21 protein-coding genes are annotated in these 24,600 nt (G+C 58.6%); 10 read left to right on the forward strand and 11 right to left on the reverse strand.

Annotated elements, in window-relative coordinates:
- Positions 1-579: 579 nt before the first annotated feature.
- From NTW95_06045 to NTW95_06055, 3 genes are read right to left on the reverse strand one after another with little or no spacing between them, the layout of a single operon-like run.
- A complete protein-coding gene (locus tag NTW95_06045; protein ID MCX6556980.1) occupies positions 580-993 on the reverse strand; it encodes a YkgJ family cysteine cluster protein in 414 nt (137 codons plus the stop codon).
- Between the two features lies 1 nt (position 994).
- Positions 995-1,894, reverse strand: coding sequence for a patatin-like phospholipase family protein (locus tag NTW95_06050; protein ID MCX6556981.1), 900 nt, complete (start codon positions 1,892-1,894; stop codon positions 995-997).
- A 2-nt stretch (positions 1,895-1,896) separates the two neighbouring features.
- A complete protein-coding gene (locus tag NTW95_06055) occupies positions 1,897-3,045 on the reverse strand; it encodes a dipeptidase (protein MCX6556982.1) in 1,149 nt (382 codons plus the stop codon).
- Positions 3,046-3,173: 128 nt separating this feature from the next.
- Here NTW95_06055 and NTW95_06060 point away from each other — a divergent pair, with 128 nt between their 5' ends.
- The 4 genes from NTW95_06060 (at position 3,174) to NTW95_06075 (ending at position 6,546) form a co-directional block, all read left to right on the forward strand.
- Complete coding sequence (locus NTW95_06060) at positions 3,174-4,037, forward strand: hypothetical protein (protein MCX6556983.1); 864 nt, start codon at positions 3,174-3,176, stop codon at positions 4,035-4,037.
- Positions 4,038-4,175: 138 nt separating this feature from the next.
- Complete coding sequence (locus tag NTW95_06065; protein ID MCX6556984.1) at positions 4,176-4,544, forward strand: hypothetical protein; 369 nt, start codon at positions 4,176-4,178, stop codon at positions 4,542-4,544.
- Complete coding sequence (locus NTW95_06070; protein ID MCX6556985.1) at positions 4,545-4,781, forward strand: YtxH domain-containing protein; 237 nt, start codon at positions 4,545-4,547, stop codon at positions 4,779-4,781.
- 121 nt (positions 4,782-4,902) lie between these two features.
- A complete protein-coding gene (locus NTW95_06075; GenBank protein ID MCX6556986.1) occupies positions 4,903-6,546 on the forward strand; it encodes a methylmalonyl-CoA mutase family protein in 1,644 nt (547 codons plus the stop codon).
- A gap of 37 nt (positions 6,547-6,583) precedes the next feature.
- Here the strand turns inward: NTW95_06075 and NTW95_06080 are convergent, their stop codons facing one another.
- A complete protein-coding gene (locus NTW95_06080; GenBank protein MCX6556987.1) occupies positions 6,584-7,195 on the reverse strand; it encodes a BglII/BstYI family type II restriction endonuclease in 612 nt (203 codons plus the stop codon).
- The gene (locus NTW95_06085; GenBank protein ID MCX6556988.1) at positions 7,192-8,133 is read right to left on the reverse strand and encodes a site-specific DNA-methyltransferase; all 942 of its coding nucleotides are present in this window, start codon (positions 8,131-8,133) and stop codon (positions 7,192-7,194) included. Before NTW95_06085 ends, NTW95_06080 begins: the two co-directional genes overlap by 4 nt.
- Before the next feature lie 216 nt (positions 8,134-8,349).
- Between NTW95_06085 and kdsA the strand changes: the two genes are divergently transcribed.
- The 5 genes from kdsA to NTW95_06110 are packed head-to-tail and all read left to right on the forward strand — an operon-like array spanning position 8,350 to position 13,016.
- Positions 8,350-9,162, forward strand: a complete 813-nt coding sequence (gene kdsA / locus NTW95_06090) for a 3-deoxy-8-phosphooctulonate synthase (GenBank protein MCX6556989.1) — start codon at positions 8,350-8,352, stop codon at positions 9,160-9,162.
- Complete coding sequence (locus NTW95_06095; GenBank protein MCX6556990.1) at positions 9,162-10,121, forward strand: KpsF/GutQ family sugar-phosphate isomerase; 960 nt, start codon at positions 9,162-9,164, stop codon at positions 10,119-10,121. Before kdsA ends, NTW95_06095 begins: the two co-directional genes overlap by 1 nt.
- Complete coding sequence (locus NTW95_06100; protein ID MCX6556991.1) at positions 10,118-10,681, forward strand: HAD hydrolase family protein; 564 nt, start codon at positions 10,118-10,120, stop codon at positions 10,679-10,681. The genes NTW95_06095 and NTW95_06100 overlap by 4 nt, the downstream gene beginning before the upstream one ends.
- A gap of 36 nt (positions 10,682-10,717) precedes the next feature.
- A complete protein-coding gene (locus tag NTW95_06105) occupies positions 10,718-12,394 on the forward strand; it encodes a M28 family metallopeptidase (GenBank protein ID MCX6556992.1) in 1,677 nt (558 codons plus the stop codon).
- On the forward strand, positions 12,381-13,016 hold the full coding sequence (locus tag NTW95_06110) for a hypothetical protein (GenBank protein MCX6556993.1): 636 nt from the start codon (positions 12,381-12,383) through the stop codon (positions 13,014-13,016). Before NTW95_06105 ends, NTW95_06110 begins: the two co-directional genes overlap by 14 nt.
- Positions 13,017-13,040: 24 nt before the next feature.
- On the opposite strand, the gene NTW95_06115 is transcribed toward NTW95_06110, so the two are convergent.
- From NTW95_06115 to NTW95_06125, 3 genes are read right to left on the reverse strand one after another with little or no spacing between them, the layout of a single operon-like run.
- Positions 13,041-13,955, reverse strand: a complete 915-nt coding sequence (locus NTW95_06115; GenBank protein ID MCX6556994.1) for a hypothetical protein — start codon at positions 13,953-13,955, stop codon at positions 13,041-13,043.
- Positions 13,956-14,004: 49 nt separating this feature from the next.
- Positions 14,005-14,838 (reverse strand): dihydropteroate synthase, encoded by an 834-nt coding sequence (gene folP / locus NTW95_06120; GenBank protein MCX6556995.1) that lies wholly within the window; start codon positions 14,836-14,838, stop codon positions 14,005-14,007.
- Positions 14,835-16,307 (reverse strand): HD domain-containing protein, encoded by a 1,473-nt coding sequence (locus NTW95_06125; protein ID MCX6556996.1) that lies wholly within the window; start codon positions 16,305-16,307, stop codon positions 14,835-14,837. Before NTW95_06125 ends, folP begins: the two co-directional genes overlap by 4 nt.
- A gap of 82 nt (positions 16,308-16,389) precedes the next feature.
- On the opposite strand from NTW95_06125, the gene NTW95_06130 reads away from it, so the two are divergent.
- Positions 16,390-19,605 (forward strand): helicase-related protein, encoded by a 3,216-nt coding sequence (locus NTW95_06130; GenBank protein MCX6556997.1) that lies wholly within the window; start codon positions 16,390-16,392, stop codon positions 19,603-19,605.
- On the opposite strand, the gene NTW95_06135 is transcribed toward NTW95_06130, so the two are convergent.
- The 3 genes from NTW95_06135 to NTW95_06145 all read right to left on the reverse strand — a co-directional run bounded on the left by NTW95_06135 (position 19,594) and on the right by NTW95_06145 (position 24,306).
- Positions 19,594-20,385, reverse strand: coding sequence for an NYN domain-containing protein (locus NTW95_06135; GenBank protein MCX6556998.1), 792 nt, complete (start codon positions 20,383-20,385; stop codon positions 19,594-19,596). The two genes, NTW95_06130 and NTW95_06135, sit on opposite strands and share 12 nt — an antisense overlap.
- A 234-nt stretch (positions 20,386-20,619) precedes the next feature.
- Complete coding sequence (locus tag NTW95_06140; protein ID MCX6556999.1) at positions 20,620-23,592, reverse strand: PDZ domain-containing protein; 2,973 nt, start codon at positions 23,590-23,592, stop codon at positions 20,620-20,622.
- A 135-nt stretch (positions 23,593-23,727) separates the two neighbouring features.
- Positions 23,728-24,306 (reverse strand): hypothetical protein, encoded by a 579-nt coding sequence (locus NTW95_06145; protein ID MCX6557000.1) that lies wholly within the window; start codon positions 24,304-24,306, stop codon positions 23,728-23,730.
- Between the last annotated feature and the right edge of the window lie 294 nt (positions 24,307-24,600).

Genomic DNA, 24,600 nt, shown 5'->3' on the forward strand with positions numbered 1-24,600 from the left:
AGGTTGACCAATTGCCTGAAAACTGTGTTAGAATATGCCACGGCTGGCACCTCCTAGGATAAAGTCGATCTAAGGCAAATCAATTTTACCCAAAAGAGGGGCCGGCTTCTATATCATCGAAACTTTATTAGGACAGTAGTGAGTCACACTATGGTTTCAGCAATCATGGCAGCTGCTGAAACCATCTAGTTTGACTATACCAATACTGAATGTTTCTGGCTGCTTACCGATTTTGCCAAAAACATAGTATTGGTATCGCTGAAACCATCGAGTGTGACTATAACAACACTGAATGTTTTTGGTGACTTTACGAAATTACCAAAAACATAGTGTTGGTAACGCGTGACGAGAAAGAAAACAAATTCCAAATCCCAACCACCAAAATCCAAATAAATCTCCCCTACGGGGTTGTCTCACTCGATGATACCGACTTAGAGTTGGTATCATAGTGAGAACAACAAATTCCAATGTTCCAAACTAAGGCACTGTCGGGTTTTCTTTTATTTTGGTCATTGGTGCTTTATTCCACACATCTGCTTTATGCTACGATCGTTGATTCCCTTGGTGGAATAGATCCTGTCATTTTCGCCAGCGTGAAACGAAGAAAGCCTCAACACTCGTTTTTTTGTAAGGACGACCTAAAAATGTGTGCCGGCAGCCCATGTAGGCGGCGCATTCGAACGGCTTGACCGGGTGGATGGTGCAGAGGCCTTCTTCCGAAAGGAACACGCAGCGCCCCTTTTCCTGCCCGTAGTAATCGGGGACGATGTCGCCCGGCGCGGCCAGAAAACGGCTGGCTTTGATCTTGGCCGGGGCCCAAAAATGGATGCGGCTGTTCCTGCCCTCGGCCGGGATGCGCACCAGGTAGGCGGTCTTGAGTTCCTTTTCGCTGATCTTTAAAAAAGCGGCGATCTTCTTCAGGTCGGCCGGGACCAGCCGGCCGGGATCGTCGCGGCAGGCGCTGACGCATTTGTCGCAGGCGCAGGCTTCCATGTCAGCCTCCGTTCTTTTCCCGGGCACGGCGCTGCTGCCAGCGTGGGAGGATTTCCCGGATGGAGCGGCGCGCCGTCTGTTCGCCGCGGCGGATGATCACCGCCGGCCGGTAGAATTCGAACAATTTGAAATCCTGGGTATCAACGTGGATGACGGCGTCGGGAGCGTCGTTCTGCAGCCGGGCGGCGATCAGTTTCTGCTGCATGATCTCCATGGTGGCCAGGAACGACTCGATCAGGTTGGGTTCCTCGTCGGAGCGGCCGGAAAGCAGCCTGTGGCTGAAGAATTCGTCAAGCCGGGCCAGGAGCAGCTTTTCCCTGGCGTTGGTTTTATTGCGGCGCCGGGGCCGCGACGGCCGCTGGGTGATGACATTGACGGCGATGGTGAAATCGCAGCCGTTCCGCTTCAACACGTCGACCGGGACCGGATTGATCAGGCCGCCGTCAACCAGGTAGCTTCGGCGCAGGCGAACCGGCTTGAAGATCACCGGTATGGAGATGGAGGCCCGCACCGCCCGCTGCAGGCTGCCGCTGGCGAACATGACTTCGCCGCCGCGGCGGATGTCGCTGGCCGGGCAAAAGAAAGGGAGCGGCAGGTCCTCGAAGCGCTTACTGCCGAAAATGTCGTTCAAAAAGGCCTGGATCCTTTTTTCCGAAATCAGGCCTGAGCTGGATGGCCTGGGCACCAGGTAGGGATACAGGTTGGAGTTTTCAAAACCCAGGGCAAACGATTCGACGGCATGTATGTCGCCGCGCAGCAGGTACAGGGCGCCGATCAGGGCACCGATGCTGGTACCGGAAACGAGCTGCGGAAAGATGCCATGCTCTTCCAGAACCTTGATGACGCCGATATGGGCCAATCCCTTGGCTCCGCCGCCGCCCAGGGCGATGCCGGTCTTCATTTCTATTGCCCTGCGGGTTTCCGCCACGCGTATTTTCGGCCCGCGGACGCAAGCTTCACCAGGGCCAGGAAGCCGGCCAGGTTTAATCCGCAGATTTTGCGGATTTCCTTTTCCCGGAAACCGCGCCGCTGCAGTGCTGCCACCAGCCTGGGATAGGCGGCGGCGTTGCCCAGGCCGGCCGGCGTGGAGGGGATGCCGTCAAAATCGCTGCCCAGCCCGACGCAATCGATGCCGCCAACGGCGGCGATATGGACGATGTGGTCGATCACCTCGTCGATGGTCACCCGGTCGGTGCCGGCGACGGCGCGCAGGTAATATTCCCACTCCACCTGGCTGAGGAATTCGGGATCGTCCAGCCGCCCTTTGGTCCTTTCCCTGATCTCCCGGGCGAAGGTGGCGAAATTTTCCTCGATCTGGTCGAAAACGCGGCGTTTGACGAAGGCCGGGCAGAAATTGACCCCGATGAAACCTTTGCGGGCGGCGATGGCCCGGATGAACTCATCGGTCAGGTTGCGCGGGATGCGGCACAGCTTCCTGGCGTTGGAGTGCGAGGCCATGATCGGGGCCGCCGTGGTTTCCAGCACGCTGGCGATGGTCCGGTCGGAGGCATGGGAGACGTCGATGGCCATGCCCATGCGCGCCATCTGCCGGACGATCTCCCGGCCCAGCGCCGTCAGACCCCTGGCCCTGGGCTTGTCGGTGGTGGAATCGGCCCAGTCGGTGTTCTTGGAGTGGGTCAGGGTCATGCCGCGCACGCCCAGGGAAAAAAAGACATCGAGGATTTCGGGGGAATTCTCGATGATATGCCCGCCCTCCAGGAAGATCCAGGCGGCCAGCTTTTTTTTTCTGCGCGCCGCGTCCATTTCAGCCGGAGTCGTGACTTTAACGGCGTACCCGGGGGCGAAGACCTTGTGCTCCATGGTCTGCAGGAGCTGCAAGGCCCTCTTCATGGCCCGGTGCGGCGCCAGTAGCGGGTCGACCCACAGGGCGAAAATTTGCGCCTGCAGCCCGCCCTTTTTAATTTTTTGCAGGTCAAGCTGGGCCGGGCTCCTGGTAAATGATATGGGCTTATCAAAAAGGACGCAGGCCGTGTCGCAATGGGCGTCGAAAATGAAAAGATCGTGCAGCCTAACAGGTGCGGTTTTTTTCATGGAACCATTTTATATGAAATGGAAAGCTGAATAAAGGCCGCGCCGCCTTTTGCCAAAAGCGCATCGTTGCAGTAGAATGGCGACGACGGCAAGCCCCGGGTCAAAACGGGCCGGCCGAAGGCGGGATCATGCCTGGATCGGTTATGAAGCTGCAGGACATCAGCCGCGACGATGTCTACGATTTTACCTGGCCGCCGCAGCCGCAGCGCCTGGAGGGGATCGAAGCGAAGTTTCCCGGACTGCCGCTGGTCGTCGTCGACGCCGCGCAACGAATCGTCTGGGGGCACGACTATTTCCGTTTGCTGCTGGCCGGGAGGCGGAAGGATGCCTTGGTTTTTGAAGGCGAGTTTAACCCGACAGAGGCATTGCTGTTGAATTTCAATCTTTCCAACCGCCTGTTCGAACTCAACCTGTGCGAAAAGCTTCTCTTCATCAGGAAAATATCGCGCTGTTGCAAGTTGGTGGAGATCCGGCGCCGGGCCGAGCTGGGGTTCGCCCTCAATGAAGCGCTGCTGGAGCGGTTGGACGTCCTGCTGGACGTCTCCATGCGCCCGCTGCTGGCTGCCGGCCAGCTCTGCTTGAAGGCGGCCATGCGGCTGGCCGATTTCGCCCCTCGAGACCGCAAGGCGCTGCTTGGGCTTTTCGGCAAAATCGGGTTTTCCGAAAGCCACCAGCTGCAGGTGATTCAGCTGCTCGAGGAAACCGCCTTCCGCAAAAAGAGATCCGTTGCCAGCATCCTGGCCGCCACGGTGCGGCCCGCCCTGCTCGAGCAGGAAATGCCGCAGCAGAAGATCCTCGAGGCGCTGCAGCGCCGCCGCTTCCCCGCCCTTTCGCGCCAGGAGGATGAGTGGCGGCAATGGCAGAAAAAAGCGTCCATCCCCAACCGCCTGGCCCTGGGCCATGCCCCGTTTTTTTGCAGCGGCGAGGTCCGCATCGTTCTGACCGCGAAAGACAGGCTGGAAGCGGAAGAATTGCTAAAAAAACTTAAATAAATCAATTCCAATCCAGCGAAGCTGGATAAGAGCCTTAGCTAACAAATTTTCTTTATTGAAGGCAAAAAAATTTGTTAGAAGGCTCTAATCGATTGACATCGGGGGCGATTTAAATATAATAGTAAAAGAGAGAACACCATGAGCTCAACGGCTGTAATAATTATTTTCGTGGTCGCCATCGTCTTTTCCCTGGGATTCCTGCTGCTGGTCATCACCCTGATCCCGGCCATCCAACAATTCAAAGCGATGATGCTCGACATGGAAAAAACCTCGCTGGAGGTACGCGACCTGGCCCGGGAATTCAAGCAGGTCAGCATCATGGCCCAGGAGCGGCTGGAAAGGGTCGATCAGGTGCTGGCGCAATCCAAGCGCACGGTGGAAAATGCCGGCGAAGCCCTGCATTTCATCAACCAGAACATACTGCGGCGCTCGGCTGGTCTGCTGGCCTTCCTGCCGGCCATCAAGATGGGTTGGAATTTGGTCAAGAAGATAAAAGGAGGTAAATAAATGAGTGAAAATACTGGCGGTAAAATGTTCTTCAGCTTCCTGAGCGGGGCCGTGATCGGAGCCGGCCTGGCGTTTCTTTTCGCCCCCCAGTCCGGAAAAGAGACCCGCAGGCAGATCAAGGATTTTTCCGAAAAGATCGGTAACGAAGTCAAGGACAACGTCGAGAAGATCAGCGAAAAAGCGATGGATTTCATCGAGGGCACCAAGGATACGTTCAAGAAAAAATCCCGGGTCTGAAGCGACATTTCAAAGCATCGGACCGACCGATGGAAGTTGATGCCAATGGACGCGGCGGATTGATCCAGCCGTTGCGCCGGCAAGCTGTATAGATTTTTTTACGTTAGCAGAGGTTTTAAAAATGAAAAAAAAGGAATGGGAAGAGCGCGTTTTAAAAAAAGCCCTGGCAAAGAACAGCGAACGCCGCAAAACCTTCAAGGCCACCTCGTTTCCGGTGCAGCGCCTATACGATCCGGGCAGCGTGGCCGAGCTGGATTATGAAAAAGACCTAGGCTATCCCGGCGCCTATCCTTTCACCCGCGGCGTTCAGCCGACCATGTACCGCGGCAAGTTCTGGACCATGCGCCAGTACGCCGGCTTCGGTTCGGCCGAGGAGTCGAACCGCCGCTACCGCTATCTGCTCGAGCAAGGCCAGACCGGCCTGAGCGTGGCCTTCGACCTGCCAACCCAGATCGGCCTGGATTCCGACGACCCCCTGTGCGAGGGCGAGGTGGGCAAGGTCGGCGTGGCCATCGACACGCTGGCCGACATGGAGATCCTGTTCGCCGAAATCCCCCTCGACCAGGTTTCGGTGTCCATGACCATCAACGCCTCGGCGGCGATCGTTTTGGCCATGTACCTGGCCGTGGCCGAAAAAAGGGGGGTCGGCTTCGACCAGCTTTCCGGCACCATCCAGAACGACCTGCTCAAGGAGTACATCGCCCGCGGCACCTATATCTTTCCGCCGCGGCCGTCGCTACGCATCATCGCCGACATCTTCTCCTTCTGCCAGGGGCGGGTCCCCAAGTGGAACACGATCTCGATCAGCGGCTACCACATCCGCGAGGCCGGTTCCACCGCCGTGCAGGAGCTGGCCTTCACCTTCGCCGACGCGGTCGAATACGTCAAGTCGGCCCTGGCTTCCGGGCTGAAGGTCGACGAATTCGCTCCGCGCCTGTCTTTTTTCTTTGCCAGCCACAACAACCTCCTCGAAGAGGTGGCCAAGTTCCGCGCCGCCCGGCGCATCTGGGCGCGGATCATGAAGGAGCAGTTCGCGGCCGGCGAGAAGTCGCAGATGATGCGTTTTCACACCCAGACCGGCGGGGTGACCCTGACCGCGCAGCAGCCGATGAACAACGTGGTGCGCGTGACCATGCAGGCTCTGGCCGCCGTTTTGGGCGGGACGCAGAGCCTGCACACCAATTCCATGGACGAGGCCCTGGCCCTGCCCAGCGAGGACTCGGTGCGCGTGGCCCTGCGCACGCAGCAGATCATCGCAAACGAGAGCGGCGTGGCCGATACCGTCGATCCGTTGGCCGGCTCGTACTACGTGGAGGCGCTGACCAACGAGATAGAAAAAGGGGTTTGGAAATACCTGGACAAGATCGCCGCCATGGGGGGCATGCTGGAGGCCATCGAGGCCGGATACCCGCAGAAGGAGATCCAGGACAGCTCCTACGCCTACCAGAAGGAGATCGACGCGGTCGAGCAGGTGATCGTCGGCGTCAACAAGTTCCAGAGCGAGGAGGACCTGTCGCACCTAAAAACCCTGAAGGTTTCCCCCAAGAGCGAGGCCGAGCAGGTCGAGCGCCTGCACCTGGTGAAGAAGAAAAGGAATCCCGAGGCGGTCGCATCCGCCCTGGCCGCGGTCAAGGCGGCGGCCGAGAACGGGCAGAACCTGATGCCGCCGATCCTGGAGGCGGTCAAGGTCTACGCCACGCTGCAGGAGATCGCCGACCAGATGCGGGCCGTCTTCGGCGAGTACAAGGAAAAGATTGTTATCTGAGATTAGTGCCTGTTTTTTTGTTAATGAAAAATAAATATTATGGTTCGATACCTAAAATAATCAGGGGGACAGCGGGTATGCCTCTACCCTGTCTAACCACATTGTATAATTCACCTTCAAAATATGAAACACCTGAACTCATTTGTGATTGAAGTGTTTTCATGGGTAATATTTCTATTCCCACATCAATTTTATCGCCAATAAAAAATGCAAGGTGTTTCACGAATAAATCATAGGCTACGAATGAGTATTTTCCAAATTGAACTTCAATTGACACTCTGTCCTTAACAAAATCAGTCTGGTTATAACTAAAAATGGGATTATGGCCTGCCAGTTCAATTTCCTTTTTTTGATCCTTAGGGTTCATGGTCAAAGTTTTTCTAATTAATTTTTCGTCATTTGTAACCCAATAACTTATCCTGCTTTCTAACCATTTCAATTTTGAAAGCTTTTTTTTGAAAGTCTGGTTCAATTCAATAGGACTATATAACAATTTTCCTTTCATGGTCTTTTCTTCTGAAATTTTTGTTTTTAATTTTTCGGCATTAATTGATTTGATGACTCCAACAATTTCTTCCCATAATTGAGGTTTGTGAATAAGTAAAAATTCCAATCCATTTAAATGCGAATATTTTTCAACAATTTTCATTTTACGAGCCTTAGATTTGATTTTTTTTCGAATAATGATAATTGATTAAATTTTTCGTTTGATGAATGATCGTTATTTTTATAAATTATTGGATTAATTGGGTCATAAATAGGCCTATCTTTTGGTCTTGTTTTTAAATCGCCGTTAAACGCCAAATTAATTCGTTGTTTAGCAATTTTAACATATTTCTGCATAATTTCCGCGCCCATTCCTTTACGCTTGTTAATAATAGCGGCAACAATGGATGTTCCGACTCCAAGAAAAGGATCAAATATCCAATCATTTTCATTGGTTAATGAGACAATTAATCGTTCGATTAGTTCAACCGGGAATTGACATGGATGGATGGTTTTCTCTATGTGATTGAATTTTACATTAGGAATATTCCAGACATCACTTGGATTTTTTCCCAATGGATTGCATGAATATTCCCCAGTCTTTGGTCCTTTGAAATATTTTTTATTAGGATATTTTTGGGGTACGCGCACATTGTCAAGATTGAATGTATAGTGTTCGGACTTTGTAAACCATAAAATGGTTTCGTAACGACCCGATAAACGTTTGGAACAGTGTAAACCATGCTCAAAATGCCAGATAATTCTATTTCTCAGTTGGAGATTGAATTTCTGAAAAATAGGATAAAGAAAGATATCCAAGGGAATGATTTCGGATTTATTCACGAAATTTCCCACTTGCCAGCAAATACTGCCTTCTACAGATAGTATTCGTACGCATTCACAAATGATTTCTTCTTGTTGAGCATAATATTTTTTCAAGTCAATTTTTTTTTCATATTCTTTGCCAATATTATATGGTGGCGATGTGACTATTAATTTTACTGATTGATCGGGAATTTGTTTAAAAAAGTCTAAACAAGATCCTTCGAAGACGATGGCTTTTGCATCCGAGGAATAAGCTGACTTGATTCGCGAATCCATATACATTCTTTATAGCACTTTTTTATTTTTTTGTTAATATAGTTATTGCAATTTTGTAGTTAAAATGTCAGTAAAATATTTTTTTTCCCTAAAAGGGGCTTATTTCTTATGATTTTTTATAGATTAGTAAAAGCAATTGTTTCATTTTCTGTTAAATTGTATTATGTATTCTTATAGAAAATTGCGCAAAAGACAATTTGCTGGTAAAATCAAGAAATGACGACTTTCTTCAAGGTTGACGATCTGGAGATCACCGACGAGCGGTTCTTCCTGATCGCCGGTCCCTGCGTCATCGAGGACGAGGGGCTGACGCGCGAGATCGCCGTTGAGGCGAAAAAAACCTGCGCCGAGCTCGGCATCCCCTTCATTTTCAAGGCCTCGTTCGACAAGGCCAACCGTTCCTCCATCCGCTCGCCGCGCGGCCCGGGCATCGACAAGGGGCTGCCCATCCTGGAGAAAATCAAGGCCGGGCTGAATATTCCGGTCCTGTCCGACATCCACGAACCCTGGCAGGCGGAAATTGCCGCCCGCGTGCTGTCGGTCATCCAGATACCCGCCTTTCTCAGCCGCCAGACCGACCTGCTGCTGGCCGCCGCCCGCACCGGCTTGCCGCTGAACATCAAGAAAAGCCAGCTGATGAGCCCGGACGACATGCTGCTGGCCGTCAAGAAAACCGCCGAAGCCGGCAACCGCCGCGTCATGCTGACCGAGCGCGGCACCTTTTTCGGCTACAACAACCTGGTGGTCGATTTCCGCTCCATCCCGCGCATGAAGGAGAGCGGCTGCCCGGTGGTCATGGACGCCACCCACGCCGTGCAGCGGCCCAGCGGCGCCGGCGAAGTTTCCGGGGGCGACCCGCAGTTCATCCCGATGCTGGCGGCCGCCGGCATCGTTGCCGGCGCCAGCGGCATTTTCCTGGAGATCCACCCGCGCCCGGAAAAAGCCCTGTCGGACGGGACCAATTCCCTGCCGCTGACTTCCTTGCGCCCCCTTTTAATCCGCCTGCAAAAGTTGTATAATGTGCGCTGATGGGCAGCATTGAAACCGGTAGAAAAGTCTTGGAGACCGAGGCCAATGCCATCCTGAGCGCCCTGGGCAAAATCAACGGACAGTTCGCCATCGCGGTCTCCATCCTCTTCGAATGCCGCGGCCAGGTGGTGGTCACCGGCATGGGCAAGTCGGGCCTGATCGGCCGCAAGATTGCCGCCACCATGACCTCGATCGGCAGCCCGGCGATTTTCCTCCATCCGGCCGAAGCCATCCACGGCGACATCGGCATCATCCATCCCCAGGACGTGGTGATTGCCCTGTCCACTTCGGGGGAAACCGAGGAGGTCATCCGCCTGCTCAATTACATCAAGCGCCTGGGCATCCGCCTGATTGCCCTGGTCGGCAATCCCAATTCGACGCTGGCCCGGCAAAGCGACGTTTTCATCGACTGCAGCGTGGAAAAGGAGGCCTGCCCGATCGGGCTGGTGCCGTCCGCCTCCTCGACCCTGACCCTGGCCGTGGGCGACGCGCTCTCCATCGCCCTGATGGAAAAGCGCGGCTTCAGCGAGGAGGATTTCCTCGACCTGCACCCCGGCGGTTCGCTCAGCAAGAAATTGCTCAAGGTCAAGCACCTGATGCATGCGGGCGAGCAGATGCCGGTCGTCGACCTCCATGCGCGGATGAAAAGCGTGATCCGCGTCATCAATGAAAAAAAGTTCGGCATCGCCATCGTGGTCGAGGACGGGACCCGGGTCGCCGGCGTCATTACCGACGGCGATCTGCGCCGCTTGTTTTTGAAGGGGATCAATTTCGCCAAGGCGGAGGCCGCCGAGTGCATGACCGCCAATCCTCTCTGCATCGGCGAGGAGAAGCTGGCGGTCGAGGCCTTGAAAATCATGGAAGACAGGGCGGTCACCTCTCTGGTGGTCCAGGACGGCGCCAACCATCTGTGCGGACTGCTGCACCTGCACGACCTGTGGAGAACGGAGATGATATGATGGACCAAAAGGAATTGGCGAAGAAGATAAAACTGATCATCATGGACGTCGACGGCACCCTGTCCGACGGCCGCTTCTTCATGATGCCCAACGGCCAGTCGATCAAGTCGTTCGATGTCAAGGACGGCACTGGCGTGATCTTTGCCCGCCTGGCCGGGCTGAAAACGGCCATCATCACCGGCAAGTCGTCCAAGCAGGTCAAAAAAAGGGCCGAGGAATTGCAGGTCGACGACTACTACGAGGGCGTTTACAACAAGACCGTCCCCTTTTTTGAACTTCTGAAGAAATACGGCCTCGAAAAAGAGGAAGTGGCCTATATCGGTGACGACATCGGCGACGCCGAGGTGATGGGCATGGTCGGGTTCGCCGCGGCGGTCGGCGACGCCCACCCGCTGATCAAGCGCGTCTCTCATTACATCGCCAAGCGCTATGGCGGTCGCGGCGCCGTGCGCGAGGTGATCGATTTCATCCTTGACGTGCAGGAGCAATGGCAGTCCATTTTCGCCGAACTGAAGAAATCGGCCGATTGGGAAGAAATTTTCAAGGAAATCAATTCATAACCCGTATTATTCATCTTGTCCTTTAAGGAGTCGGGAATGGTCAAGCGGACAAAATTGAAGTTCTGCTTTCTGCTGATTTTTCTGTCGAGCGTCGCTGCGTTCGTTCCTGCAGCAGCAGCGGCCATTCCGGCGGAGACGCCGGAACGGCCGCTGCTGCTGCTGAAAATCACCCCGACTGGCGAAGACGCCATTCATTCCATCGCCGCCGCCGGCGGGACGGTGGTGCAGGAATTGGGCTCCTGCCTGCTGGTCAATGCGCCGCCCGATGCCGTCTCCCGGCTGCGGGATGAAGGCCTTGCTTTTACTTCGGTCGGTTCGCCGGCGCCGGGCGACTCCTATTTCCTGGTGCAGTCGAAACTTCCTTCGCCGCTGCTGGCGCAGCCGGGGAACATCCATTGCCTGCTCCTGGAGGAGGGCGTTTGGCTGCTGTGGACCGACAATCCCGATTTTCGCAATTGGCTGGTCCAGCCATTCCACCTAAAGGCGCTTCAGCTTTCCGGGGTTTTCCCCGGCCGCTATGGGGCTCGTGCCGTTTCGCCCGTTGCGGAGAAAACGGCCGCGCCGGCCCGGTCCCGCCTTTGGTCGCCAATCCCAGGCCTGGTGGCGCAGGTTTCGGTCGACAGGCTGCGGGCCGACATCCTCACCTTGCAGAACTTTAAAACCCGCTATGCGTCCACCCCCCAGTGCGCGGCGGCGGGCGATTTCATTCTCCAGCGCTTCCGGCAGCTGGGCTTGTCGGCGAATGCCGATCCGTTCGCTTTTGAAGGGGGGTATAGCAGCAAGAACATCGTGGCCGTCATCCCGGGAAAAAGCGCCCCGGAACAAATCGTCCTGGCCTGCGCCCACTATGATTCCACCAGCAACAACCCCCAGGTTTCGGCGCCGGGGGCCGACGACAACGCCAGCGGCACGGCGGCCGTCCTGGAATTGACCCGGATACTGACCGTTGAGAAATTTAACCTAACCATCGTCCTGCTCTGCGTTTCGGCCGAGGAATGGGGCCTGTACGGGAGCGAGCATTATGCCCGGCAGGCCCGCCTGCAGGGCGCCGAGATTGTCGCCGTGGTCAACCTGGATATGATCGCTTATCCCGGCAGCTATCAGCGGGTCTTGGACGTGATCGGCAACCGGCAGTCGGAATGGCTGGCCGACCGCTTCATCGCCGTTGCCCAGCCCTACGTCGGGCTGCGCCTGGCCAAGGTGATCAATGCTTCCCTGAACTGGAGCGACCATTCCTCCTTCTGGGAGCAGGGCTATGCGGCCCTCTGCGGCATCGAGGATAGCGACAATCCCTTTTATCACCGCACCAGCGACACGCTGGAAACCCTGGACCTGGCATTCGCCACCGAGGCCGTGCAAGCCTCCCTGGCCGCGGTCGCCGAGCTGGCCGAGCCTGCAAACACCTCCGCCGCCGCAGCACCCACGGGCCTGCAGGCGCAGAGCCAGATCTCCGCCTCGCTCTTTGCCAGCGCGAAAACCGTTTTTTTGAACTGGCAGGCGAACCCGAGCCCGGTAGCCGGTTATTATGTTTTCCGCGCCGAACAGTCCCATGGCACGTATCAGTGCCTGACCACCCAACTCGTCGTTGCGACCGCTTTCAAGGATACTTTTCTTGCGCCTGAAAAAACATACTTCTATGTGCTGACCGCAGTGGACAATCAGGGCCGGCAAAGCAACTACTCCAAGGAGGTCAGGGACGATGAGAACAATTAACGCTAAAATTTGCCGGCAGCGCGCGTTTTGGCTTGCCCTGTTCTTATGCCTCTCGTTCTTCTCGCTGCCGGCCATAACCGGGGTCGAGAAATCGCCGCCGCGACGATTTTTCATCGCCCTCGCCGCCGGATCCCTTTATCCCCAGCAGGGCAATTTCCGGGAAATTTACGGCAAAGCCATCTGGCCGGTCGAGTTGCAGCTGGAGTTGGCCGTGGGCAGGAAAATGACCGTTTTCAGCGCCGCCCGCTATATTGAAACCTCCGGGAACACCGTGTTGCTCTCCGCCCAACAGCCCGCTGAAACCCACGCCTTGAACTGGCGCATGGCGACCCTGCGTCTGGGCATGAATTACCGGCTGTCGTCTTCCCGCTTCGTCCCCTTCGTTGGAGCCGGCGCCAGCGCCAGTTTTTACCGCGAGCAGTGGCTGGATGCGCCGCTGACGACCGAGGGCCGAAAAGCGGGCTTCTTCATCCAGGCGGGCGGCCGCTACCGGTTGCAGCGCCGCTGGCATGCCCTGGTGCAATTGGAATACGCATCGGTCCCGGCCGGCAGCGGTCCGCGCGGACAGGTCAACCTCGGCGGCCTGAGCCTGTTCCTGGGTTTGCTGGCCGGAATTTTTTAAGCGGATTTAAGCGGCAGGCGCATTTTATTGCCTGGGCAAATTGCGCGCCAGGGCAACGATGGTTTCGTCGGCTGCCGGCGCCCGGCCGTTGCTGCCGCAGATGAAGCGGCCCTGCCAGAGGATGCGCATAGAACCGTTGTAGGGATCGTTGATGGTCAGTGCCCCGGGCTGGACGGTTACGTCCGTCCCCTTGTGGGGCTGGACGGCTGCGTCCGTTCCCGGCTTCTCCTTTTCCAGCGCGGCGTATTTTTCGAGCACGGCGCGGGCGGACGCCTCGTTGCCGGCGTCGATGACGAAGAGCTGGAATTTTTGTCCGTGGACCAGGTAATCGGCCGCGTAGGCCGCGCGCAAGAAATCGTGGCCCAGGAAATTGTTCAGGATAAAGCGTTCCGAGTGAGCGATTTTCCCGGCGCTGGGGAAAACCCGCAGCATGCCCGGCATGGCGGCGCTGGGGTCGATGGCGACGGCGATGGCCCGGCCCAGTTTGCGCAAGGCAGGCTCGCTGTCGGTGCCGAGGCCGAAGGCGCTGAGCTTCACGTAGTAGGCAGAGCAGAAGAAATTCAGGATCCCGGCTTCGGCGTAGCCTTCGCTGCCCAGCGAAAAATAATCGCCGGCTGCCGGTTTCTCCGAACTGTACATGCCGAAGGCATTTTCCAGGCTGCCGTGAAAATAAATCTCGGCGCTCAGCGCCTGGCCGCGGTCGTTGGCGTAATTCTGCACCAGCAGCCGCTGGCAGCCGTAGCCGAGAAAATTCTCGGCGGCGCCGTCGATGTACTGGTAGAGGTTTTCCGGGGAATAGCTCTCGCATTCGCCCTTTTTCTGCCAGCCGTCGATTTCCGGGAACATGCCGGCCGGGTCAATGCCTTGCGCGCGCAAGGCGTTGGCGGCGATCGCGGCCAGCAAGCAGATGGTCGCGGCTAAAACTTTTCCTTTCTTCATGCGCCCTCCCTGGGCCTGATCCTTTTATTCATTTCGGCCGCCAAGCCGGTCAAACGGTCAAACTTCTGAACACTTTCATGGCCCGGACAGTCGCTTCCACGTCATGGACGCGGAGGATGGCGGCGCCGTTGCGGACGGCCACGATGTTGGCGGCTATGGTTTCGGCCAGTCTTTTTTCGGGCACCGTCTCGCCGCTCAAGCGGCCGAGGAACGTTTTGCGCGAAACGCCGATCAGTATCGGCAGCTCGAATTCGCCAAAGCGCTTCAGGTTCTTGATGATGGCGAGATTGTCTTCCAGCCTTTTGCCGAAGCCGATGCCTGGATCGAGGATGATCTTTTCTTTTTTGATGCCGGTGCTCAGAGCGAAATCGATCCGCTGCTGGAAGTAATCGTTGATCTCGCCGACGACATCGGCGTAAAAGGGATCCTGCTGCATGTTTTCCGGCGTCCCCTTGATGTGCATCAGCACCACCGGCACGTTCAGCTCGGCCACGGTCGCGGCCATATGCTCGCTGAACTGCAGGGCGGAGATGTCGTTGACCAGGTCGGCGCCGCCCTCCTCGACGGCCAGGCGCGCCAACTCGGCCTTGCTGGTGTCGATGGAAACCAACACTCCGAGTTCCTCCTTGATCTTTTCGATGATCGGCAGGACGCGGTCGACCTCCTCCTCGGCGCTTAGCTGGCTTGCCCCCGGCCGGGTGCTTTCGCCGCCGACGTCGATGATATCGGCACCGGCGGCGACCATTTCCCGGGCATGGTCCCAGGCGGCGTTGCTTTCGAAAAACCGACCGGCGTCGGAGAAGGAATCGGGGGTGATGTTGAGAATGCCCATGATCAGCGGTTCTTTTTTTTCAATGAAGCCATTTCGCAGGTACAGTTTCATTTGCTGGCTCCAGCGATCTTCTTTTTTTGCAGGTCCCTGAACAATTTCAGGCCCTGGGCGCGGGTGTGGAAGGAGCCGTCCAGCTGCAGGTCGTACAACTCCTTTAAAAGGGCGCCCATCTGCCGGCCCGGGGCGACGCCCAGGGCGATCAGGTCGCGGCCCAGGATGAGCGGCCGGATGCTCTCCTGGCTGATCCGGTATTCCTCCTTTTTGCGGCTGAACCAGCGGGCAATGTCGTCGAGGCCTTTGAAAGCGAGCGGCCGGGGTTCGCGCGAGCGGCGGTCGGCGAAATCGAGCAGCAGCAGGAGCAGGTCCTCGCCCTCCATGTCCTTGACGGCGCGGGCGATGGCCTTGAAGGTGATCTCCTCGCGGTTGCGGTAGAGCTCGTAGATCCGGTGGTGCTGCTGCACCAGGCGCAAGACGGTCTTTTTCAAAGGAAACCCGCGCCAAGTCTCGACGCGCAGCCTGGCCAGCAGCGCCTCGGCCTTCTGGCTGCCGTGGGAGTCGTGAAAGGCCGAGGTCACCGTCATGCGCCCGTGCTTGAACTCCCAGGCGGTGGTCGTGGCCTTGCCGCAGTCGTGGAGCAGGGCGGCCAGCAGCAGGCATAGCGACCGCTCCTGGTCCAGCTTGTAGCGCGCGGTCAGCTTCTTGACGATATCGATAGTGATCAGGGTGTGGGCCCAGACCGAGTGGTGCCCCTGCTCGTCCTGCTCGGGGTGGAAGTAGGCGTCCTGGATGGTCAGGGCCAGGACGGCCAGCTCGGGGAAAAGTTTTTCCATGACCGCCAGGCGGAAATATTCCTGGAGCCCGGCCGAGGGCTGAGGCGACTCAAGCAGCAGCCTAAAAAGCTCGTCAACGACCCGCTCGGCGCTCAACGCGCCCAGCGGCACCTTCCTGGACTTGGCGTAGATGGCCTTGTCGACAGTGAACCCGTGCACGGCGGCGAAGCGGGCGGCGCGCAAGATGCGCAACGGATCGTCGCTGAAGCTGGCCGGGCTGGTCATGACGATGCGTTTTTCGGCGATGGTCTTCAGCCCCTGGTGCGGGTCGACGACCACCCCGTCGCTCAGGCGGACGGCGATGGAGTTGCAAGTGAAATCGCGCCGAAAAAGGTCCTCCTCCAGCGTGACCTGCGGCCCGGCCTCGATGCGAAAATTCTTGTGGCCGTGGGCCCGCTCGTCCTTTTTCTGGTCGCGGCGCGGGACGGCGATGTCGAACGTTTTTCCCTCGCGGCTGAACTTGAGCACGGCGAAGCTCTTGCCGACGGTGTCGGTCTTGCCGAAGGATTTGAGCGCGGCGGCGATCTCGTCGTAGCTGCTGCCGGTGACCAGCAGGTCGACATCCTGCTCCTTGTTTATTTTACCGTATAGGATGAAATCGCGCACCGTCCCGCCCACCACGTAGACCCGGTCGGCAAAGACGGAGACGAAGAAATCCTTCATCGGGAACCGCAACGAGAGCCGCTTCATGGTCCTTTCATCATAATGATTTCGGCCCTTGAAGTCAAACCCGCCTGCCACTGCCAGCGCGTTTGGTGCTATAATCTGGAGCATGCTCGAGACCGTCTTCAGCCCCGATTTTTTTAATGCCTTGCACGGCCGCCAGAATCGCATTGAGATCGCTTCCGTGGATGCCGATGTGCAGGAGCTGGCCGTGGCCGCGATTTTTGCCTGCGGCGCGGAAAGCCTCGTCTGGCTGGGTGGCGAGAACGAATCTTTTGCCGCCAGGGTGGAAAAGCTGGGGCAGTGGCTGAAGTTTTTCGGCCGGGAAAGCGTTCCAGTGCACACCTACACGCTGCCTTTCGAGGATCCCTACATCAATACCGCCCCCGACCCGGTCCGCATCGCGGCCAAGCAGCGGCTGCTGGCCGACCTGCGCGCCGGCAAGAAGATGATCATCCTGGCGACCCTGGCCGCGCTGAGCCTGCGCATCGAAAAGGATCGTGGCGCCGCCAACGCCGGCTTGGAGATCATGCGCGACGACCTTTGGGAGCGCAACGAGCTCATTCAAAGGATCGTCGGCCTCGGTTACCAGAGCCGTGAAGCGGTGGAGATCAACGGCGACATCGCCTGGCGCGGCAACGTGGTCGACATTTTCCCTGTCGCCGACGAGCGGCCGGTGCGCCTGGAGTTCGAGGGCCGGCGGCTCGTTTCACTGCGCTCCTTCGACCTCGACTCGCAGCGCTCGCTGAACGCCTTGTCCGCGGTGCGCATCGTCGCCAACCGTTATTTTCCCGAAGCCGCTAACCCCGATTGTCCCTTCCTGCTGGCGGCGGAAAATTCGTCGTTCCTGATCGCGGCCCTCGCCCCCTGCCGGCTGATCGGTTCGAATTTTTCCAGGCTGGAGAACGAGTACCGCAAGCTGCTGGAAAATCTTGAGCGCATCCGCGGCGCGGTCGTTGAGAGCGGCAAGGCCGCTTCTGCCGTCAACACCATTTTCAATTTTCCCTACGAGAAGGAAAGGGTAATCGATTTCACCGACTTCCCGGCCCGGGCCGGGGCCGAAATGGAAATTAAGAGCTGGCCCAAAACGCTGCTGACGCTCGACAGCAACGATATCGAGCGCTTGCACCAGAAGGCAGCGCAGGGTTTCCGTTTGCGCGCCTATGCCTCCGACAGCCATTTGCTGAAAAATGTGCAGGCCCTTTTGCCGGGGCTGGAGGGCCATTTTTTCAATATTCCCTGTTCGTTCGAGAACGAGCGCCTAAAGACCGTTTTCCTGACCGGCCGGGCCTTCCTTTACCGTGAAATCGGCGAAGCGGCCCCGACGGCCCGCGGCCCCGAGCAATGGCGGCGCGAAATGACCGTGGGCGACCTGGTCGTCCACCGCCGCCACGGCATCGGCAAGTTCGCCGGCTTCAAGCGCCTCCATTTCGAAGGCCAGACCGACGACTTCCTGAAGATCGAATACCAGGAACACGAATTCCTCTACGTGCCCTGGCACGAGCTCGACGTCCTGAAGCCCTACAGCGGCAGCGAGGGCGGCGCGCCGGCCCTGGACCGCTTGGGCGGAAAAACGTGGCGCCTCAAGACCGAGCGGGCCAAGAAGGCGATCGTCCACTACACCCGCGAGCTGCTCAATCTCTACGCCATGCGCAAGTCGCTGCGCAAGTCCGCCCTGCCGCCGGTGGCCGACATCGAGGAGAAGTTGCAGCGCGATTTTTCCTTCGTCGAGACCGAGGACCAGAAGAAGGCCATCCGCGCCGTCCTCGACGACATGGCCGCCGATTTTCCCATGGACCGCCTGATCTGCGGCGACGTCAGCTTCGGCAAGACCGAGGTGGCGCTGCGCGCCGCGTTGCGCGCCGTGGCCAACGGCAAGCAGGTCGCCTTCCTCTGCCCGACCACCATCCTGGCCCTGCAGCACTTCCGCAATTTCCAGCGCCGTTTGGCCGATTTCCCGCTGCGCCTGGCCATGCTCTCGCGGCTGGTGAGCGCGGCCGAGAAAAAGCGCATCGTCGCCGGGATCGAGAAGGGGCAGATCGACCTGGTCATCGGCACCCACTCGCTGTTGGCCAAGGGGGTGGCCTTCAAGAACCTGGGGTTGTTCATCGTCGACGAGGAGCAGCGCTTCGGCGTCTTCCAGAAGGAGAAGCTGAAGCAGGGCCGCGAGCATGTCGACGTCCTGACCCTGTCGGCCACGCCGATCCCGCGCACTCTCTCCATGGCCCTCTCGGGGCTGCAGGACATATCGATCATCAACACGCCGCCGCTGGGCCGGCTGGCGGTCAAGAACTTCGTGGGCTATTTTTCCCGGGAGATCGTCGTCTCGGCCGTACTCAACGAGATCGAGCGCGACGGGGCGGTCTTCGTGGTCTTCAACGACATCGAACAGATATTCGCCTTCCGCGACCAGCTGGCCTCCTGGCTGCCCGACGTGGCCATCGTGGTCATCCACGCCAAGATGGCGACGGCGCAGATCGAAAAGAACCTCATGGACTTCATCGCCGGCAAGTACCGGCTGCTGCTATCGACCACCATCATCGAGAACGGCATCGACATCCCCATGGTGAACACGATGCTGGTCGTCCACGCCGACCGCCTCGGCCTGACCCAGATGTACCAGCTGCGCGGCCGCATCGGCCGCGGCAGCCGCCAGGCCCATGCCTATTTCCTGGTCGACGCCCGCCAGCCGGTGGTGAGCGACAAGGCGAAAAAGCGGCTGGACGCCATCCGCGAATTCTCCGAACTGGGCTCGGGCTACAAGCTCGCCGAGTTCGACCTCAGCCTGCGCGGCGCCGGGGCGTTGCTGGGCAACCGCCAGCACGGCCATGTCGAAGCGTTGGGCTACGACTATTTCCTCGAGCTGCTGCGCCAGGCGATCCGCGAGTTCAAGGGCGAGGCCGCACAGGAGCGGCCGCTGGAGATGCGCGTCCATTTCCCCTACGCCATCGTCGAATCGTACCTGGCCAACACGGCCGAGCGCATCCGCGTCTACCGCAGCATCTTCGATGCGCGCCAGGCCGACGAGCTCCTGCAGCTGCGCGCCGAGTTGCAGGACCGCTTCGGCCAGATCCCCGAAAGCGTGGAGAAAATATTCTACGTCGGCGCGGTGAAGCTGTTCGCCCGCCTGTACGGCTGGACCAAAGCCGAGGTCTTCGTTGACCGGGTGCGGGTCGACGCTGGACGTGAGATCGCGCCGTTGCCCGGCAAAACTTTTTCCATCCCGGGCCTGGAAGCAGTCGACCAGCGGATTTGGGAGCTAGAATACAATTCCCTGGAAGGCTTCATCCAGTTGGGGAAAAACCTGGAACGGCTATTCCTTTAACCGCACCCAGACGCCGGCCGAGGAATGCTCGTCGCTGCGCCGGACCTCGAAGTCGGGGAGCGACTTGATCAGCGAGGACAGCTGGCGCTGGCCGAAGCTGCGCGGGTCGAAGCCCGGGTCGAGCTGCTGCAGCGCTTTTCCCATCGGCCCCAGGTTGGCCCAGCCGTTCTCCTGGACCACCATCTCGTAGGCTTCGCGCAGCAGCGGCATGGGATCGGTTCCGGCGTAGAGCGACTGCGGCTGCTGCGTCGGCTGCGGCTCCTCCTTCTTGCTGGCGCCGCGGCCGCGCTCGCGGCCCTGCTCCGGGCGCGGCTTGTTCTCGCGCCTCGGCGAGAGGTTCTCGGTATAGATGAACAGGTCGCAGGCGTTGACGAACGACTTGGGCGTCTTCTTCTGGCCGATACCCATGACGAAGAAGCCCTCCTCGCGGATGCGCGTCGCCATGCGCGTGTAGTCGCTGTCCGAGGAGACGATGCAGAAGCCCTCGACCAATTTCCGGTGCATGATGTCCATGGCGTCGATGATCAGGGCGCTGTCGGTGGCGTTCTTGCCCACGGTGTAGCGGAACTGCTGGATGGGCTGCACGGCGTGCAGGTGCAGGGCGTCCTTCCAGGAGTGCATGGTCGAGGTGGTCCAGTCGCCGTAGATGCGGCGGATGGTCAGCGAGCCGTGCTTGGCGATCTCGGCCAGCATCTTGGGCAGCAGCGAGGCTTGGGCGTTGTCGCCGTCGATGAGCACGGCCATCTTATAGTCCTTGCTTTCCATTGTCGTTTCGGTCATTTTCTCTCCCTTGGGTCTTGAGGTCATGATTTAATTTAGCAGAGTGGCCGGGGGAAGTCAAGGGATTTTTTGTAGGGGCGGCTCTTGCAGCCGCCCTTTTTAAATTCCAAATCACAAATTCCAATGTCCCAAACCAAGGCATTAAAATTTTCATTCTGTAGGGAACGCAAATTTGCGTTCCCTACCAAGGCATATCTCTTTTTACTGTCTTCAGTTGTCTTTATTGGTTGCGTTTCAGCTTTTGGGAGATTCGATCTGAACCGCGGCGCCCTCCAGGGGGAGTTTTTCCGCCTGCCAGTTTTTGAGCCCGCCCGCCAGGTTATAGACCCGCGTGAAGCCCAGCTCCTTCATCAGGTTCATGGCCCGGACGCTGCGCACGCCGCCGCGGCAGTAGACCAGGTAGGTGCCGTTTTTATCCAGCTTGGCGACCTTGTCCTTGAAGCCGTCCGCCTTGACGTCGATGTTCAGCGCCCCCTTGATGCGGTTAACGGCGAACTCCTCTGCGGTGCGCACGTCGATGATTTTGAACAGGGGATCAACGTTCTTCTCCGCGATCATGGCTGCGGCCTGCGCCGGCGTTAGATCGCTGAACGGGGTGATGTCGGCCGCCGCATCGTCCTTCTCCGCCGACGGTCCCATCTCCGTGATTTCCTTCTCGAACCACTTCGAGCGGTCGGGCTCGGCCGGGTCAACGGGGGTTTTGGCCGGCGGATTCTTTTGCAGCTGTTCGAGCAGGACCTTCACCGCCGCTTCGATGCACGGGTCGTTGCCCCTTTGGATCTCCTCCGGCCGGTCGTAGACCTCCAGGTCGGGATAGATGCCCACCCCTTCCACCGCCCACTGGCCGTCTCTTCCGACGATGCCGTTCATCGGCACGGCAAACGACGGGCCGTCCACCAGCGCCGGGCTCCAGGAGTAGCCGACCAGGCCGCCCCAGGTGCGCGTGCCGATGAGGATCCCCAGTTTCCGGACCTGGAACAGGTAGGGGAAGTCGTCGCCGCCCGAGGAGGAGTAGTGGTTGATGAGCATGGCCTTGGGACCCTCCAGGGCGAAGACCGGGTTGCGCTGCAGCTTCATCCCGCGGGAGTGCCAGTAGTTGGTGATATGGCGGGCGAGCATGTCGACCATCTTGGTCGGGTCAAAGCCGCCCCCGTTGTAGCGGTCGTCGATGATCCAGGCCTCCTTGTCGGTCTGGGCGCTGATGCCCTTGTAGAATTCCCGGTGGCCGTCGTCGGCGGTGTTGGGAACATAGACGTAGCCGATGCGGCCAAAAGAGAGCTTGTCCACCAGCTGGCGCCGCGATTCCACCCAGTCCAGGGCCATCAGGGCCAGCTCGCTCTTGACCGGTTTGACCCAGTAGGTGCGGGCCCCCTCGCGCCCGGGTTTGGCATTGACCGTCAGCTCGATGCGCTTGTCGGCGGTGTTTTCCAGCAGGTGATAGGGATTCTCGCTGAGCGGCAGGTCGGTGTTGTTCAGGCTGATGATGTAGTCACCCTCATGCACCTCGATGCCCACTTCGGTCAATGGGGAGCGGGTGGCATTGTTCCAGTTTTCGCTGCGAAAGATCTTCTTGATCCGGTAGCGGCCGGCCGCCACGTCGGCCTGCAGCTCGGCGCCCAGCAGCCCGGTGTCGATCCGGGGAACGCGGGCAAAATCGCCCCAGTTGACGTAGGTGTGGCCGACGTTCAGTTCTCCGACGAGCTCGCCGAAGATGAAGTCCAGGTCGGCGCGGTGGCCGAGGTGGGGCACCAATGCCTGGTATTTCTGGCGCATCTTCTCCCAATCCACGCCGTGCATGTTCTTGACGTAGAACCAGTCGCGGTAAATGCGCCAGCCCTCGTTGTAGATCTGCTGCCACTCCTTGAGCGGCTCGATGCGCATGGTCATGTCGGCCAGGTTGAGCCTGCCGTCGCCGACCTTCTTGTCGGCCTGAATGGCGATAATGCCGAAGTCGTTGCCGGCCTTGTAGAGGAACTTCTTATTGTCGGCGCTGACGGCGCCGCCGTCGATCCCCTTGATGACCAGCTCGTCCTTGCGGGCGTCCAGGTCATAGGTGTGGAGCTCGCCCGAGGTGAAGTAGGCCAGCTTGTTGCCGCCCAGGTCCTGCACCCCGCCGTAGTCGCCGGCGGCAAAGGGCAGCGCCATGACGCGCTCGTCGATGCCGTCGAAATCGATGCGGACCGGCTTGGTTTCCTTCTTGGCCGGCTCGGCCTTCTTCTCTTTCTCCTTGCCCTTGTCTGCGGCCGGCTTTTCCGGCGCCTTGGCCTCCTCGACATCGTTCTTGTCGGGGAGCAGCTGGGGCGCGTCCTTGGCCAGGGAGACGGCGTAGATGCGCGTGGATTTATTGTAGATGTAGTCGAACTCGTAATCGGAGAAGGTCCAATTGAAGTCGCGTTGGGAGAGGAAATAGAGGTAGCGTCCGTCGAGGGAGAAGGAGCCGGAAAAACTGTTGTAGCGGGCATTCAGCAGCGGCCGGGCCGTGCCGCTGTCGAGGGAGTAGACCCAGAGGGTGTTGAGGTTGTTGGCGCCGTTCTTGGTGTAGATCACCCAGCGGGAGTCGGGCGACCAGTTGTACTCGGTGATCTCGTACAGGTCGGCCTTGTCGATGACGGTGATCTTTTTCGTCTTCACGTCGACGACCTGCAGCAGCTGGTTCTTGTCGGAAAAGAGCAGCTTCCGGGAGTCGGGGGACCAGGCGGCCGGGTACTTCCAGACCTTGTGGCCGCTGGTCACCGCCTGGGGCTTCTCCTTGCCGGCCGGGTCGAGCAGGACCAGCTCGTAGTCGCCGCTTGCGTCGCTGTAGCAGGCGATCCACTTGCCGTCCGGGGACCAGGCCGGGTAGAACTCGCGGACACCCTGCGTGCGGGTCAGGTTGTCGGTGCGGCCGTTCTCGGCGGGCACGGTGAATATGTCGCCGCGGCCGTCGAAGGCGGCCCGCTTTCCCGAAGGCGATACGGTGTAGCCGAAGCGGGTGATGAAGGCGGAGACGTTCTTGAAAAAGGGCAGGGTGTTGGGATTGTCGAAGTCGAGGTCGACGGCCAGTTTGCGACTGGCGCCGCTCTCCAGGTCGAGCAGCCAGATGAAGCCGCCCTTCTCGAAGGCCACCTGGCCGAAGCGGCCGGAGGGCCAAAGCACGTCGAAATCCTTAAAATGGGTCAGTTGCTCGACTTTTTCGCTCTGCAAATCATAGGAATAGAAATTGAGCACCAGGTCGCGGTCGGAGACAAAGTAGATCTTCTCCTTGTACCAGAGCGGGTGCTGGTCGGTGCCGGCAAAGGTGGTTAGTCGCTTGGAGACGTTGTTTTTCAGGTCGTAGGTCCAGATGTCCTGGGCCCGGCCGCCCTAGGTGCGCTTCCAGGTGCGGAACTCGCGCTCGATCGGGGTGTAGACGATCGAGCCGTTGTCGGGCGAGAGCCGGCCGCTGCCGCCCTCCGGGATCTGCAACGACTGCTCCAGGCCGCCGTCCAACGAGACCAGGAAGTACTTGCCCATGCGCTCGAGCCAGGGGGTGCGGTTGGCGCGGACCATGATTTTGCGGCTGTCGGCGGTCCAGTCCAGCACCACGTAGTCGTAGCCGCCGCGCGGGGGCATGATGCCGGCGTCGTTGTACCAGGTCAGCTGGCGGGGCGTGCCGCCCGCGGCCGGGATGACGAAGACCTGCCGGGAGCCGGAGTACTCGGCGGAGTAGGCGATCCACTTGCCGTCCGGGGAGATCTTGGGGAAGAGTTCCAGCCCCGGGTGGTTGGTCAGCTTGCGGGCCGCGCCGCCCGCGGCGGGGACCGACCAGACGTCGCCGGCGTAGACGAAGACCACCAAGTCCTTGTTTACGTCGGGAAATCTAAGCAGCCGGGCGTCCTGCAGGGCGAATGCCGAAGAGCCCAGTAACAGGCAGAATGCGAGCAGGCAAATTCCTTTTTTCATGTTTCCTCCGCTTCGATACTTCATTTTGCGGCTTCCGTTAGCCGCCGACACCATGTGTTTCCATTCATCTTTTCATATTCCCATATCTTTCATTTTCCTGCAAACCGCGGCTCCCTTCACGGAAGCAGCAGGGGAAACCGCCAGGCGGTTTCTTCTTTAAAATAGATTGTACGCAGCCGCCAAAGGAATGAGTTGAAAAAAAAGCCGATTTCTTTTAAATGTGACTTTGTTCCTAGGCGAAACAGAGGCATTAAAGATATTTTTCTGTAGGGGACGCAAATTTGCGTCCCCTAC

It is taken from the genome of Candidatus Aminicenantes bacterium, from assembly GCA_026393795.1.
Classification (GTDB): domain Bacteria; phylum Acidobacteriota; class Aminicenantia; order UBA2199; family UBA2199; genus UBA2199.